Annotated in this window: 12 protein-coding genes; 1 reads left to right on the top strand and 11 read right to left on the bottom strand. The window is 43.3% G+C overall.

The window, feature by feature from the left end:
• Positions 1-22: 22 nt before the first annotated feature.
• The 5 genes from SporoP8_RS16140 to cymR are packed head-to-tail and all read right to left on the bottom strand — an operon-like array spanning position 23 to position 5,880.
• Entirely contained in the window at positions 23-2,449 is a 2,427-nt protein-coding gene (locus SporoP8_RS16140; RefSeq protein ID WP_085133462.1) for an SF1B family DNA helicase RecD2, read from the bottom strand.
• A 32-nt stretch (positions 2,450-2,481) separates the two neighbouring features.
• Positions 2,482-3,147, bottom strand: a complete 666-nt coding sequence (locus tag SporoP8_RS16135; RefSeq protein ID WP_085133461.1) for a tetratricopeptide repeat protein — start codon at positions 3,145-3,147, stop codon at positions 2,482-2,484.
• 12 nt (positions 3,148-3,159) lie between these two features.
• Positions 3,160-4,278, bottom strand: coding sequence for a tRNA 2-thiouridine(34) synthase MnmA (gene mnmA, locus SporoP8_RS16130; protein ID WP_085133460.1), 1,119 nt, complete (start codon positions 4,276-4,278; stop codon positions 3,160-3,162).
• A 21-nt stretch (positions 4,279-4,299) separates the two neighbouring features.
• Entirely contained in the window at positions 4,300-5,448 is a 1,149-nt protein-coding gene (locus SporoP8_RS16125) for a cysteine desulfurase family protein (protein WP_085133459.1), read from the bottom strand.
• Between the two features lie 12 nt (positions 5,449-5,460).
• Complete coding sequence (gene cymR, locus SporoP8_RS16120) at positions 5,461-5,880, bottom strand: cysteine metabolism transcriptional regulator CymR (RefSeq protein ID WP_085133458.1); 420 nt, start codon at positions 5,878-5,880, stop codon at positions 5,461-5,463.
• A gap of 126 nt (positions 5,881-6,006) precedes the next feature.
• On the opposite strand from cymR, the gene SporoP8_RS16115 reads away from it, so the two are divergent.
• Positions 6,007-7,302: a replication-associated recombination protein A gene (locus tag SporoP8_RS16115; protein WP_085133457.1), complete on the top strand. Its 1,296-nt coding sequence runs from the start codon at positions 6,007-6,009 to the stop codon at positions 7,300-7,302.
• A gap of 66 nt (positions 7,303-7,368) precedes the next feature.
• On the opposite strand, the gene SporoP8_RS16110 is transcribed toward SporoP8_RS16115, so the two are convergent.
• The 6 genes from SporoP8_RS16110 to nadC form a co-directional block, all read right to left on the bottom strand.
• Positions 7,369-8,169 carry a DUF6612 family protein gene (locus SporoP8_RS16110; protein ID WP_085133456.1) on the bottom strand — a complete coding sequence of 267 codons (801 nt, stop codon included), beginning with the start codon at positions 8,167-8,169 and terminating at the stop codon, positions 7,369-7,371.
• 90 nt (positions 8,170-8,259) lie between these two features.
• Positions 8,260-9,339: a branched-chain amino acid aminotransferase gene (locus tag SporoP8_RS16105; RefSeq protein WP_085133455.1), complete on the bottom strand. Its 1,080-nt coding sequence runs from the start codon at positions 9,337-9,339 to the stop codon at positions 8,260-8,262.
• A gap of 19 nt (positions 9,340-9,358) precedes the next feature.
• Complete coding sequence (locus SporoP8_RS16100) at positions 9,359-10,603, bottom strand: glutamate-5-semialdehyde dehydrogenase (RefSeq protein WP_085133454.1); 1,245 nt, start codon at positions 10,601-10,603, stop codon at positions 9,359-9,361.
• Positions 10,604-10,622: 19 nt separating this feature from the next.
• Positions 10,623-11,714: a glutamate 5-kinase gene (gene proB, locus SporoP8_RS16095; protein ID WP_085133706.1), complete on the bottom strand. Its 1,092-nt coding sequence runs from the start codon at positions 11,712-11,714 to the stop codon at positions 10,623-10,625.
• A gap of 333 nt (positions 11,715-12,047) precedes the next feature.
• Positions 12,048-13,157, bottom strand: coding sequence for a quinolinate synthase NadA (gene nadA, locus SporoP8_RS16090; RefSeq protein WP_085133453.1), 1,110 nt, complete (start codon positions 13,155-13,157; stop codon positions 12,048-12,050).
• A gap of 5 nt (positions 13,158-13,162) precedes the next feature.
• On the bottom strand, positions 13,163-14,011 hold the full coding sequence (gene nadC / locus SporoP8_RS16085; protein ID WP_085133452.1) for a carboxylating nicotinate-nucleotide diphosphorylase: 849 nt from the start codon (positions 14,009-14,011) through the stop codon (positions 13,163-13,165).
• Positions 14,012-14,106 lie beyond the last annotated feature (95 nt).

Genomic DNA, 14,106 nt, shown 5'->3' with positions numbered 1-14,106 from the left:
ATAGGAAAGTTCTCTCGCTTTGTCAATCCGTCACTTCAAGAAAGTCGAATGGTGACACGTTGTTCATGCCCACGAGCGGGTCGATTCCAGTAAAATTGTCCATCGTTAACTTTGCCGGTGCCGTGTCTTGTGGTTCAACCGTCACTTTTGCGGGTGCTTCATCGACTGAGATGGGTTCCTTGTGATGTATTGCTAGATTTTCTTGCGTTTCCCCCGTAATGCGTTCTTTTAGCGTCGTCTGTCGTTCTGTTTCGTCAGTGCGCGCAATACCCGCCTTAAATTCTTCCGCTTCACCACACAGTATTAAGAAGTTCTTAGCGCGCGTAATCCCAGTGTAAAGGAGATTCCGTCGCAACATTTTCCGCTGACTTCTCACGATCGGCATGACCACAATCGGAAATTCACTGCCTTGGGATTTATGGATAGAACAACAATACGCAAGTGTCAGCTGATTCAAATCACTTCGCTCATACTGCACTTCATTGCCGTCATAGGAAACCACCATGATCGCTTTTTTGTCAGTAGTTTCTTTCGCTAACATGATCGCAACGACTTCCCCCATATCCCCATTGAAGACATTACTTTCAGGTTGGTTGACGAGTTGTAGTACTTTATCTCCTATGCGATACGTCGTTTCACCGAAAACCATTTCTTTTCTACCCTCTGCAGGTGGATTCGTTACTTCTTGGATCATCTTATTCAAGCCATCTATACCTGCTGGACCTTTATACATCGGTGCCAGTACTTGGATGTCTTTAATGGAATGTCCTTTTGATGTCGCATTTTCAATGATTTGTTTGACCGCAGGCAGTATTTGATCACTTGATGCTTTGATAAATGAACGGTCCGATGTTTTCTTTGTGACATCCATCGTACATTCTTTTTGCTTGATCATATGTGCCATTTCGATAATTGTCGAGCCTTCACTTTGTCGAAAAATATCAGTCAGTTCAACAACCGGGATTCTCCCTGACTGCATGAAGTCATGCAACACTTGACCAGGTCCAACGGAAGGTAGTTGGTCCTGGTCACCAACGAACAATAACTGCGCATCGTTGCGGACAGCTTTTAACAGCTGATGCATGAGCCAAGTATCCACCATGGATGTTTCATCAATGATGATGAGATTGCCGTCCACTTCTCGTTCAGTCTCTTCTTCAGCTTCCTGACCCGTAAAACCGAGTAGACGATGGATCGTCATCGCAGGTAATCCGGTCGATTCAGACATACGTTTCGCAGCGCGTCCTGTAGGGGCTGCCAAAATGATTGGAAACGGTTCTTTTTTCCGTGCATACTCTTCGATGTCGAGTGAGAGACCATGCAGTTCTGCATAGGCCTCAACCAACCCTCTAATCACAGTGGTCTTCCCCGTCCCTGGGCCACCCGTTAACACGAGCAGTGAAGAATGAAGGGCGCGCTCGATGGCTTCGACTTGCGTTTCGGCATATTGCACTTCCAAACGTTCCTCAATTTCACCTATAGCTTTTCTAATTTCAGAAGCAGGAAATTGATCAGCAACTTCATTTTCAAGAATTTTATTTACTTTTGCTGCAATACCAATTTCCGAAAAATAAAGAGAAGGTAAATAAAGACGTTGCATTTCAGCAGACAGTGCACCTTCTTCGACGAGTTCAATCACTGCTTGGGTAATCGATTCGTACGAGATGATATGAGCCTGACTCGATTCAAGCAACAGCTTCGCTTGTGGCAAGATCGTCTCCGATTCTACGTAGACATGTCCTGCAGACTGTACTTCACTATGTACGCTGTAATAAACAGCTGCCTTAATACGCGCGGGATGATCCCCGACGAGCCCCAGTTGCTTTGCGAGATCGTCTGCTCGTTGAAAGCCGATTCCTTCGATCTCCTGAATTAAACGGTATGGATTTTCTGTCAGAATGGTGATCGCATCATCTTGATACGCTTGATATATACGCATGGCCACTTGTGGACCGAAGCCCCATTCATTGAGTTGCACCATTGTACGCTCAAGACCTAGATTTTCCTGCAACACCGAAACGAGCGTATCTTTCCGCTCGTCGCTCAAACGTGGGATTTGGTCAAGAACACTGCGGTCTTCAAGAATTTTCTGAATGACATTATTGCCGAGTGTTTTGACAATATCACTCGCCGTTTTCTTCCCAATTCCAGGAAATAAGTCACCAGAAAGATAATGAATCAGACCCGCCTCCGTCGCAGGTAACTCTTTCGAAAACGTCTGCACATCAAACTGCTGTCCATGTACAGGATGGGTAACAAGTCGACCCGTAAATTTATAATCTTCTTCCGCAACTAAAGGAGGGAATGACCCTTTGATCACTATTTCACTGTCGCGGTAATCGGTATTGGTGGAAGTGACTTTCAACTTGACGATGGAAAATAGATTCGTCGTATTATGGAAAATTGTCACGACCGGCCTACCGATTAAATATGGTTCTGTTTCACTCATCGCTAGGTCTCCCTCCTTTTTCACCTAATGGATTACTCGCCCTGTTCGCCGAGCTTGATCATATCGAACAAATAACGCGCTTGTGTGTGCTCAGGTTCCGAAGTGAAGGCTTGCTCTAAGTGTGATAGCGCACTTGTTTTGTCTTCTGTGGAGACTGCATATAAAACACCCAAATTATAATGGCTATCCGCATGATCAGGAGCTACCGCCAAAATGGATTCGAATACCGGCTTAGCCTCTTTAAATAATTCAAGCTTAGCTAGTAAAATTCCGTAGGACAATGCCACTTCCTGATCATCCGGATTTAATTCAACAGCACGCTGCAAATATGGCAGTGCTAAACGATCATTACCTGTTTGTTCAATGCTTTTACCGAGCATGAAATAGGCATCGGCAGAATCCAATCCTGTATTGATTGCTTTTTCATATAATTTTGCTGCTTCTTCAAAGCGCTCTTGATTGTAATACAGATTCGCCAGTCCATAAAAAGCGGTTCCTGCATTTTCATCAAGCGTCAACGCTTTTTGGAAAAATGGTTCCGCCTGCTCAGCATCTCCAAGAGACGCAAAGATGTTTCCAATATTGATATAGCCTGTAGGCTCTTCCGGATTTTCTTCTACTGCTTTCATGAAAAGCTCAATTGCTTTCTCATAATTGCCTTCTTGCATTTCTTTAATTGCATCTTGATGTATCGACATGCTGTTGCCTCCTTATCCTACGTACGTCAGTTTTTTACCGTCTTTATATACTTCATTGATCGTGCCGCCACCGAGGCACTCGTCACCGTCATACAGCACAACAGCTTGTCCTGGTGTGACTGCGCGAACAGGTTCATCGAAAGTGACGATCGCTTGATCACCCAATAATTGCACAGTTACTTTAGTATCCGGTTGGCGATAACGAAATTTAGCTGTACAAGTGAATGTCTCGGGTAATTCTTTCGGTGAACAAATATTCATGTCAGTCGCTTGCAAACTAGTTGAGAACAATGTGTCATGATAGAAGCCTTGTTCAACTAGCAAGACGTTGCGCTCCAAGTCTTTACCGACCGCAAACCAAGGTTCACCAGCTCCACCGATGCCTAGACCATGACGCTGGCCAATTGTGTGATACATGAGTCCGTCATGCTTACCCATCTTCACTCCAGCCATTGTCTGCATCTCACCTGGACGTGCAGGCAAGTACTCGCCAAGGAATTCCTTGAAATTGCGCTCGCCGATGAAACAGATTCCCGTTGAATCTTTTTTCTTTGCTGTTGCGAGTCCTGCTTGTTCGGCGATTTCACGGACTTTGCTTTTCTCCATATGACCTAGAGGGAACAGTACTTGCTGAAGTTGTTCTTGCGTTAATTGATTCAAGAAGTAGGTTTGATCTTTATTATTGTCTACACCACGGAGCATCGCTACACCGTTTTCGCGTTCTACGACTTGTGCATAATGTCCAGTCGCCAAATAATCGGCACCTAGACTTTTTGCGTGCTCGAGGAATGCCTTGAATTTGATTTCTTTATTACACATTACATCTGGATTCGGCGTACGGCCTTTTTTATATTCATCCAAGAAATACGTGAATACTTTATCCCAATATTGCTTTTCAAAATTGACAGAGTAATACGGAATGCCGATTTGATCACAGACACTGCGTACGTCTTCGAAATCTTCCGTCGCGGTACAATGTCCAGATTCATCCGTGTCATCCCAGTTTTTCATAAAGATTCCGATCACTTCATAGCCTTGCTGTTTTAATAGTAATGCCGCAACCGAAGAGTCCACTCCGCCTGACATTCCAATGACTACACGTGTATCGGCAGGTGCTTTTTTCGTTGTCATATTGTTCATCCTTTACTTAATTCATTTCACTAGTCGTTTGACTACACTTGCGATTCGATTGGCTGCTTCTTCTATAATGGATTCATCCAAATCATAGCCGAAACTAATGCGGATCGAGTTTCTAGCGTTATCTGATTCCGTACCGAACATAGCCGTTACGACATGTGACGGTTCAAATGATCCTGCAGTACAAGCAGAACCGCTTGATACGGCTATACCGTCTAAATCCAAACTCATCAAAAATGTCTCCACATCGGTGCCCGGAAACGATACGTGATAAATATGCGGCAAAGATCTTACTGCATGGGGGATGGTCGGTTGGAAATCGATTTGATGCTTTTCAAAGACATCCGCCATTATTTGTTTATACGTAGAATAGTTTTTTTGTTTAACGAGCTTTGATTGCTCGGCAATGGAGACCGCTTCTGCAAATGCAACTACAGCTGGTACATTTTCTGTACCTGCACGGCGTTTCCTCTCTTGTGAACCTCCGAATACTTGGCTCGATAGCATCTTACCTTTTCGCTGATAAAGAAAGCCGATTCCTTTTGGCCCATTAAGTTTATGTGCTGAAACTGATAATAAATCAACTTGCAGTTCCTCGACATCCAGTTGGCACGTACCGTAAGCTTGCACTGCATCTGTATGGAAGACGGCCTGATGTGTGGAGAGAAGCTGGCCGATCTCCGCAATTGGCTGTATTGTCCCCACCTCGTTGTTTCCATACATGATGGACACCAAAATGGTTTCATCTGTTAATGCGTGCTGAACTTGCTCTGTAGTTATGACCCCATTGCGGTTAGGTGAAAGATAGGTCACTTTATAGCCTTGTGACTCCAGTTGTTTACACGGATTTAACACCGCATGATGTTCGATTTCCGTTGTAATAATATGTTTGCCTTCTGTTTCCGACGATCGTACACACCCAAAAACCGCCAAGTTATCCGCTTCTGTTCCTCCAGAAGTAAGAATGATTTCATTAGGTGATGCATTGATCGAAGAGGCTAACGTTTTGCGTGCATCTTCCAGCACTTTCCTCGCGTGACGACCGAATTGATGTGTACTTGAAGGATTACCATATGTATCCTGCAGCGCAGTGGTGAATCGCTCCAATACAGTTGGATGTATCGGTGTCGTGGCAGCATAGTCTAAATATATAGCTGGTTTCATAACTAAACTCCTTTAAATATAGAACATGTATTCATCAGCAGTCGACGTATCTTCAAATTCAATTAAATCTTTGATCGTCGTATGATCCAATACTCCTCGGATTGCGTCTCCGATTCGTTTCCATAGTTCCCGTTGCGGAATATCATCGTCATCAAGCCCTTCGACTAATTGGATCGGTCCTTCAAGCAAACGAATTACGTCACCTGCCACGATTTCAGAAGGATCTTTTGCGAGTTTATAGCCACCGTAGGCACCGCGAACACTTTTCACCATTCCACTGTTGCGTAAAGGCGGGATCAGTTGTTCCAGGTATGCTTCAGAGAGATTTTGCTCTTCTGCGATTTTACGCAAAGGCACAGGACCCTCTCCATATTTTCGTCCTAATTCTACTATTACTGTAAGTCCGTATCGTCCTTTAGTGGATATTTTCATTGGGCATCGTCCTTTACTAAAATTGCTGAAATCAGTATAGCATAATTGTATCACTGGTTCTTGCAAATGACTTCACTAATGTTTTACGGTATAATGAAAGAACAAACGTACGCTAGGAGGATGTACATGCATAATGAACCTTTGGCTTTTCGCATGCGGCCTGAGACGATTGATGAAGTGATCGGACAAGACCAGGTCATCGGCAACAATACTCCCTTATATCGGATGATCAAGAACGGGCATGTCCCGTCCCTTTTATTATATGGTGAACCAGGTATCGGCAAAACGTCTCTAGCATACGCAATCGCAGGTACGTCAAAACTACCTTTCATTGCGTTGAATGCCACAGTAGCAGGAAAAAAAGACGTAGAAGATGTAGTGAAAGAAGCACGGATGACGGGCAAAGTGTTGTTATTCTTAGATGAAATCCATCGTTTCAATAAATTGCAGCAGGATACACTGCTTCCTCATGTAGAAAGCGGTGCGATTGTCTTGATCGGTGCGACAACGGAAAATCCATTCCATGATGTCAATCCCGCTATTCGTTCACGTTGTGGAGAAATCGTCCAATTAAAACGATTGCAACCAAAAGATTTACTGGAATTACTCGAGCGTACATTGAAAGACGAGAAAAAAGGACTCGGTAAGGAAACGATTGACATCACAACAGAACAACTGGAGAAAATCTCAGAAGGCGTGAATGGTGATGCGCGAAAAGCTTTAACTTTCCTTGAATCATTACTTGCTGCAAGTGATGAAGAGGACGGCAAGATTATTATTGAAGATGCATTGCTTGCTCAATTATTGACTAGAGTTAGTTTACTAGGCGATAAAAAGGGCTCGCATCATTTTAATTTATTATCTGCTTTGCAAAAAAGTGTACGCGGAAGCGATGTCGATGCCGCACTTTATTATTTGGCCCAACTACTCGAAATTGGAGACCTCACAGCTGTTACAAGACGGATGCTTGTCATGAGTTATGAAGATATCGGTTTGGCAGCGCCGGATGTCGGAAGCCGAGTTCTCGCGGCCACAGACGCCGCACAACGTCTTGGCATGCCAGAAGCACGTATTCCACTGGCCACGGCAATTATAGAGATGTGTCTGGCTTCTAAATCAAACTCCGCTTATAAAGCTATCGATGCGGCTACAAAAACACTGCATGAGAAACCAACAGGCGAAATCCCCATGCATTTACGTGATACACACTACAGCGGGTCTGCCGCACTTGGTCATGGCGGATACGTCTATCCACACGCAACACCGGTAGGCACATTTGGCGGTTGGACAGACCAGCAGTACTTGCCTGACAGCCTAGTAAACTCTAAGTTCTATACCCCTGTAGAAGCCGGTGAAGAAACTAGAATGGCCGCCATTCACAAGCGTCTTCAATCATTCAAAGGCCAAAAGAATCCACGTTAGGAATTTAGCTAGATAGTACAAAAAATCCACGCCAACCTTTGCTAGGTCAGTGTGGATTTTCTCGTATTACTTGAACATCTCTGCATCTTTCGGTGTGGAAATCGAATCAATATCATTAAAATAACTATACTTTGCATCGAGCTTCTGCTTATAACGAATATAATCCCGTCCGAAATAACTCGTAACATTCGCCGACATCTTCATGCCCGTCACAAACATGGTCTTTTCGTTTACCGTCAGCTCTACATCCAGTTTCTCCACTACAGGAAATCCGCCATGCGTATGGACAAATTTTTCTGGTTGCGGACTATTCACTGATACAACTTCCATCAACTGACGATAATCAGCAGGAGATAGAGAAAACTGCACTGCATAGCCATAATCAATTTTTTCTATTTCTGCATCATGCAAAAAAGGTTTTAACAGCGAAAAGTCCATTACAGGAGAAACAAACGGCACCCACACACCAAGCAATTCTATGCGTTGCTTATCTGTTAGCTCTTGCCATTCACTTTTTTCTGTTTCAACTGTCTCTTGCATAGCCAATTCATTACCTTGGCGGAATAGTTGAATGTTTTTCGCGCCTTGTTTTGGAATTTTCCAGACGACTTCCTCTGAAACCTTCAGTGGATTCTGTTCAATATCCGCCTGGACTTGTACATTTTTGCTTGTACGCTTTGCAGGATCGGATGTGACACTACTTTCGTCGTACGCGATATTGGCATGGACCGATTCCAATTCATCCATCGCTTGTTCCGCTTTCTTCAATAAATCTTCCGCACTCGACGGGGCGGAAGACGTTTTTCCGCATCCTGTCACTGTAAATAGCATCACTGCCAGGAATAGAACGATCAAACTTTTGTTCATCAGGAAACTCCCCTTCAATCAAAACTATTAACAGTGTACTTCACAGCACCGCAGTTGTCACGGACCATTCCACCTGATTTGTGAAGGAAATTAGTCTACCGGCACGACCCAGTTAAATGGATCTTCTATTTTTCCAGTCTGGATGCCTGTAATCGTCTCGTAAAGCTTTAGCGAAAGTTCACCGATCTCATTCTGATTGATCTCGCATTTTTCACCTTCAAAGAATAGTTCACCTATCGGAGAAATAACAGCAGCCGTTCCTGTACCGAATGCCTCTTCTAATGTGCCTTCTCGATTGGCTTCCATAATTTCCTCGATGGACACTTTACGTTCTGTAACTGGAATATCCCAAGCGATCAATAACTCGATAACGGACTTACGCGTGATACCTTCCAAAATACTGCCATTGAGGCTTGGGGTGATAACTTCTCCATTGATTTTGAAGAATACATTCATCGCTCCCACTTCTTCTATATAACGATGTTCTTTTGCATCCAGCCACAGAACTTGTGAATACCCTTCCGCTTCCGCCACTTCTTGAGCTTTCATCGCGCCTGCATAGTTACCAGCTGTTTTCGCAGAGCCTGTACCACCTACTGCCGCACGGACATATTCTGATTCAACTGCAATTTTGACCGGATTAACTCCTTCTTTATAATATGGACCTACCGGCGATAAAATGATCATTAGGCGGTACGTTTTAGAAGGAGCTACACCTAAATAAGGCTGTGTAGCGAAAATGAAAGGACGGACGTAAAGTGATGTCCCTGCTCTATCCGGAATCCAATCTTTATCAACAGAAATCAATTCCTTTAGTGCGCTTAATACGAATTTCTCATCGAACATCGGCATGCATAATCTATCATTTGAACGGTTCAGGCGTTTCATATTTTCCTCTGGACGGAACAAAACTACTTCCTTGTCTTCGTTTAAATAGGCTTTCAACCCTTCAAAAACAGTTTGTCCATAATGCAACACGATAGCGGCTGGATCTAAAAGAAATGGCTTATACGGCTCAATACGAGGATCATGCCATCCAGTTCCATCTGTATAGTCCATTACAAACATGTGATCTGTGAAAATTGTTCCGAAAGCGAGTGGATCATCCGCTGCTGGTTTGTCTTTTGGTGCGGAAGTTTCATAGTGTAAAATATGTTTTTCATTGGCCATAAATAAACCCTCCTAAATATTATCTGATTTGTCCGGTTCCCCGAATTACAAATTTCGAAGAAGTCAATGCTTCTAATCCCATTGGACCTCTCGCGTGAAGCTTTTGTGTACTGATACCGATTTCAGCACCATAACCGAATTCAAAACCATCCGTAAAGCGTGTGGAAGCATTAACGTAAACAGCTGCGGCATCTACGTTATTTAAAAATTGCTCAGCATGTGCATCCGTCTGTGTAATAATGCTTTCTGAATGCTTCGTACTGAATGTTGCTATATGATCTAATGCTTGCTGTACATTTTCCACGCTCTTCAAGCGTAATGTCAAGTCCAGGTATTCATTTGACCAATCATTTTGTTCAACCGCTGCGACATCTGAATCAAATGCCTGTAGTTGATCGTCACCTTGTAGTTGCACGTCTTGGTCACGTAATGCTTTAATCAAACGCTTTCCATGTCGCGTCAACCAGTTGGAATCGATCAAAACGGTTTCGATCGCGTTGCAAACCGACGGACGATGGGTTTTGGCATTGACTACTATATCAATCGCCATTTTCTCATCTGCGGATTCATCGATAAACACATGGCAGTTCCCCGCCCCTGTTTCAATCACCGGTACTGTAGACTCACGGATAACAGTCTGTATCAACTTAGCTCCGCCACGTGGAATCAAGACATCTAAATAGTCATTGAGTGTGAACAATTCTTTCGCTGTTTCTCGACTCGTGTCTTCTATTAATTGAACAGAATCGACTGGTAATGAACTTTTTTCGAGTCCGCGTTGAATAACACGCCATAGGGCCAAATTGGAATATTTCGCAGACGAACTTCCCCGCAACACGACCGCATTCCCTGTTTTCAAAGCGAGGGACGCAGCATCGATCGTAACATTCGGTCGTGCTTCATAAATCATTGCAATGACACCGATCGGCACGCGCTTCTTGACAATATGTAATCCGTTTTCTTTGTGGATTTCTTCAAGCGTTTCTCCAATTGGATCTTGTAATTCAATTAGTAGACGAACACCTTCCGCCATAGCTTCAATACGCTCAGGCGTCAATAAAATACGATCGAGAACGGCCGAGTCAATTCCTCTTTCACGACCTTCTTCAATATCTTTTTTATTCTCCGTGAGCAATTGATCCTGTTCTTCCAATAATTGATCGGCAATCAATTGCAATGCATGGTTTTTCTCTTCTGTCGTTGCCACGTTCAGTTCAATACTCGCTTCTTTAGCAGCCTTGCCTTTAGCTTTAATTTCACTCATAATAACTTCTCTCCTTTAATTATACTTGTACCCAGCGATCACGGTGAATGACTTCTAGCATCGGTTTGAATTCTTCCAATTTATCCTTATTGGATATCGTTTGTTTTAATTGTTCAGATGAATAGGTGACTTCACCTTTACCGATCAAACCATCTAAACCGAACACTTCCACGACTTCGCCAATACCAAAGTCACCTTGTACTTTAAAGACACCTGCAGGTAATAAACTGCGGCCATTATGCACAATGGCTTCTTCGGCACCTTTATCCACATATAGACGTCCAGTTGATTCGGAATGAAGTGCAATCCATTGACGGTTCGTATTGATCGTATTGGCAACAGGACTGGAAATATATGTACCGTCTCCATGACCTTTTAAAATGTCCAGTAATTTTGACGGACCACGCCCTGTTCCAATGAATACTGGAACTGCCAATGTGTGAGCGGTTTTTGCAGCCAGTATCTTCGAACGCATGCCCCCTGTACCGACTTTTGAGCCGACATCATCAGCACCGCCCAGTAATTCATCTGTAATTTCATCCAACTTAGTCACTCGTACAGCGTCTGGATCTGTTCGTGGATTACTTGTGTAGATGCCATTGACATCGGTTAAAATAATCAACTGATCCGCGTGTAGAAAACCACTGACTAATGCGGATAGCATATCATTATCACCGAATGTTAACTCGTCAATGGACACCGTATCATTTTCATTAATGATCGGCATAATACCACGGTCAAGTAATTCAGACATCGCCGCAAATGCGTTGCGGTATCGATCGCGATCGGCAAAGTCATGACGCGTCAATAAGATCTGTGCTGGTATTACTTTATGAGCGCTAAATCTTTCGATATAAGACTGTATCAATAAGCTCTGCCCTACTGCCGCTGCGGCTTGCTTACCTTTTATGGTCTGTGGACGGGAAGAATAACCGAGACGGGCAAAGCCTGCCGCGACCGCTCCTGAAGAGACGACAATGACTTCATGTCCAACGTTTTTTAGCATCGCCAAGGCATCGACATGATCATTGAATTTCACTTGATCTATTTCTCCATTATCATTCGTTAACGAGCTGCTACCGATTTTCACAACGATTCGTTGTCTTTTCATATACATTCGCCTTCCATTTCTCCATATCATCTGCTTTTAGGAAATAAAAAAGCCCAATCGTCCCGATATAATCAGGACGAAAGGACATAACTTCCGCGGTGCCACCATCATTGGATCCATTTATATGAATCCCGCTTTCCTTCTAACGCCAAGGTGCGCGCCTGTGTTTTCACAGGACTCAAAAGGCAGGTTCGACAAGGCATTGCGACGGAAACTTCCAGCCGATGGATTCCGCTCTCTAACACATGCTATTTATCTACTGATCCTTCTTCAACATTCAATATCATTTTCCCAATCATACAATATTCAGAGTAATTGTCAAGCGCAGCTACGTTAGTTTCGTTGCAACATACGGTTTAGCGCATCCATCGCATCAGCGGAAGTAGCTTCATCCACTTGGATAATATTTTGCTCCGCGCCTTCTATGATACTTTCAAGACTCCAAAGTAAATGAGGTAAATCAATACGGTTCATTGTCAAACAAGGACACATTAAAGGGTTTAATGAAATGATATCTTGATCCGGATGATTTTCCATCAGACGGTTGACTAAATTCATTTCTGTTCCGATCGCCCATTTCGTTCCAGGAGCGGCGGATTCAATTTGATCAATAATATACTTCGTTGAACCATTATCATCAGATTTCATCACGACTTCGTGAGAACATTCCGGGTGAACAATAATACGACGATCAGGATCATTTTCACGTAACTGTCGAATATTTTCTACCGTGAAGTTTTCGTGGACCGAGCAATGTCCTTTCCACAATATCACTTGACACTCTTCGTTTTGTCCAGCGTATTCGAGAGTATCTGTAATAGGATTCCATACAGCCATATGATCGAGAGGCACTCCAAGTCCATACGCTGTGTTGCGCCCTAAATGCTGATCAGGTAAGAATAAAATACGTTTTTTCTGAGTGAAAGCCCATTGAACGATTTCTTTGGCATTTGACGATGTCACTGTTGCACCACCATTACGCCCGACAAATGCTTTGATTGCTGCCGTTGAGTTGACGTACGTCAATGGAAGAATCGTATCTCCAAAACGTGCTTGCAAGTCAATCCACGCTCGTTCCGTCTGGTAGATATCCGCCATATCAGCCATCGAACAACCAGCACGCATATCAGGCAAATAGACTTTTTGATTTTCCGTTGTTAGGATATCCGCCGTTTCCGCCATGAAGTGCACGCCACAAAACACAATATGTTCGGCTTCTTCGTTTGCTGCGCAGATTTGCGCTAATTGCAAAGAATCTCCCGTAGCATCTGCAAATTGAATCACTTCATTTTTTTGGTAGTGATGGCCAGGTATAAATAATTTGTTGCCTAATGTTTGTTTAATGGTCCGAATCTTTTCTTCCATTTCACTAACCGTAAACTGTTTATACTGTTCTGGCAACATAGCGTTTGCCTGTTCTCTTACAAGTTCCATCATCGACATGTTCTTCAGTCCTCCTGCGTAGTGAGTTGTATAGTAGCACTAATGTCAGCTGCCATTACGGAATGTGTCAGTGCGCCGACCGATATGTAATCAATTCCTGTCTTGCCATAAGAAGCGATGGTGTCTTCTGTAATCATGCCCGAAGCTTCTGTCATGATATGAGCAGGTACTAATGGCAACCAGTCAGTAATTTCTTGTGGCGACCGGTTATCAAACATAATAATATCCACGTTTGCTTCGATAGCTTCTTGTAGTTGCGTTAGAGATTCGATTTCTACTTCTATTTTCACTGTGTGACCTAAACGTGTTCTCAGTAGTTGCACGGCATTCGTAATAGAACCCGCGTAAGCCAAGTGATTATCTTTTAGCATCACTGCGTCATACAAGCCATTGCGATGATTAAATCCACCGCCTGTACGGACTGCATATTTATCTAGCATGCGGAGCCCAGGAGCTGTTTTGCGTGTGTCACAAACTCTCGTCTTCGTTCCAGACAATAATGCAGTTAGATCAGCAGTTTTCGTTGCAATCGCACTCATCCGCTGAATACAATTCAGTACTACTCGTTCCGCAGTTAATAGATCCCTAACACAACCTTTAACAATCGCGAGTACTTGCTTATCTGTTATTCTTTCACCATCTTCTACTAGACATTCGACTTCTATAGATGGATTCATCACTTGAAAACCTGTCGTGATGACATCTACTCCACAAAATACTCCTGAAGTTTTAGAGATGATTTGCATTTCACCTATCGCATCAGCAGGAAATAATGTATTAGCCGATAGATCTCCATCTCCCACGTCTTCTATGAAAAACTGTTCAAGCATTGAGACCAATTTGATTCTATTCATGTGCAGTCCTACGACCCTTCTTTTTTACTTAGTGTCTTTACATCTATCTTTACATATAAACAGTTATATGACAAGATGAATATACTATTTATTGC

Source organism: Sporosarcina ureae, assembly GCF_002101375.1.
In the GTDB taxonomy this organism is placed as follows: Bacteria; Bacillota; Bacilli; order Bacillales_A; family Planococcaceae; genus Sporosarcina; species Sporosarcina ureae_B.
Note: the sequence above shows the minus strand (reverse complement) of the source record. Positions and strands in the feature narration are given on the sequence as shown.

Coding starts and splice junctions, on each gene's coding strand:
- SporoP8_RS16140 (WP_085133462.1), bottom strand. CDS start 2,449: ATGAGTGAAACAGAACCATATTTAATCGGTAGGCCGGTCGTGACAATT.
- SporoP8_RS16135 (WP_085133461.1), bottom strand. CDS start 3,147: ATGTCGATACATCAAGATGCAATTAAAGAAATGCAAGAAGGCAATTAT.
- mnmA (WP_085133460.1), bottom strand. CDS start 4,278: ATGACAACGAAAAAAGCACCTGCCGATACACGTGTAGTCATTGGAATG.
- SporoP8_RS16125 (WP_085133459.1), bottom strand. CDS start 5,448: ATGAAACCAGCTATATATTTAGACTATGCTGCCACGACACCGATACAT.
- cymR (WP_085133458.1), bottom strand. CDS start 5,880: ATGAAAATATCCACTAAAGGACGATACGGACTTACAGTAATAGTAGAA.
- SporoP8_RS16115 (WP_085133457.1), top strand. CDS start 6,007: ATGCATAATGAACCTTTGGCTTTTCGCATGCGGCCTGAGACGATTGAT.
- SporoP8_RS16110 (WP_085133456.1), bottom strand. CDS start 8,169: ATGAACAAAAGTTTGATCGTTCTATTCCTGGCAGTGATGCTATTTACA.
- SporoP8_RS16105 (WP_085133455.1), bottom strand. CDS start 9,339: ATGGCCAATGAAAAACATATTTTACACTATGAAACTTCCGCACCAAAA.
- SporoP8_RS16100 (WP_085133454.1), bottom strand. CDS start 10,603: ATGAGTGAAATTAAAGCTAAAGGCAAGGCTGCTAAAGAAGCGAGTATT.
- proB (WP_085133706.1), bottom strand. CDS start 11,714: ATGAAAAGACAACGAATCGTTGTGAAAATCGGTAGCAGCTCGTTAACG.
- nadA (WP_085133453.1), bottom strand. CDS start 13,157: ATGTCGATGATGGAACTTGTAAGAGAACAGGCAAACGCTATGTTGCCA.
- nadC (WP_085133452.1), bottom strand. CDS start 14,011: ATGAATAGAATCAAATTGGTCTCAATGCTTGAACAGTTTTTCATAGAA.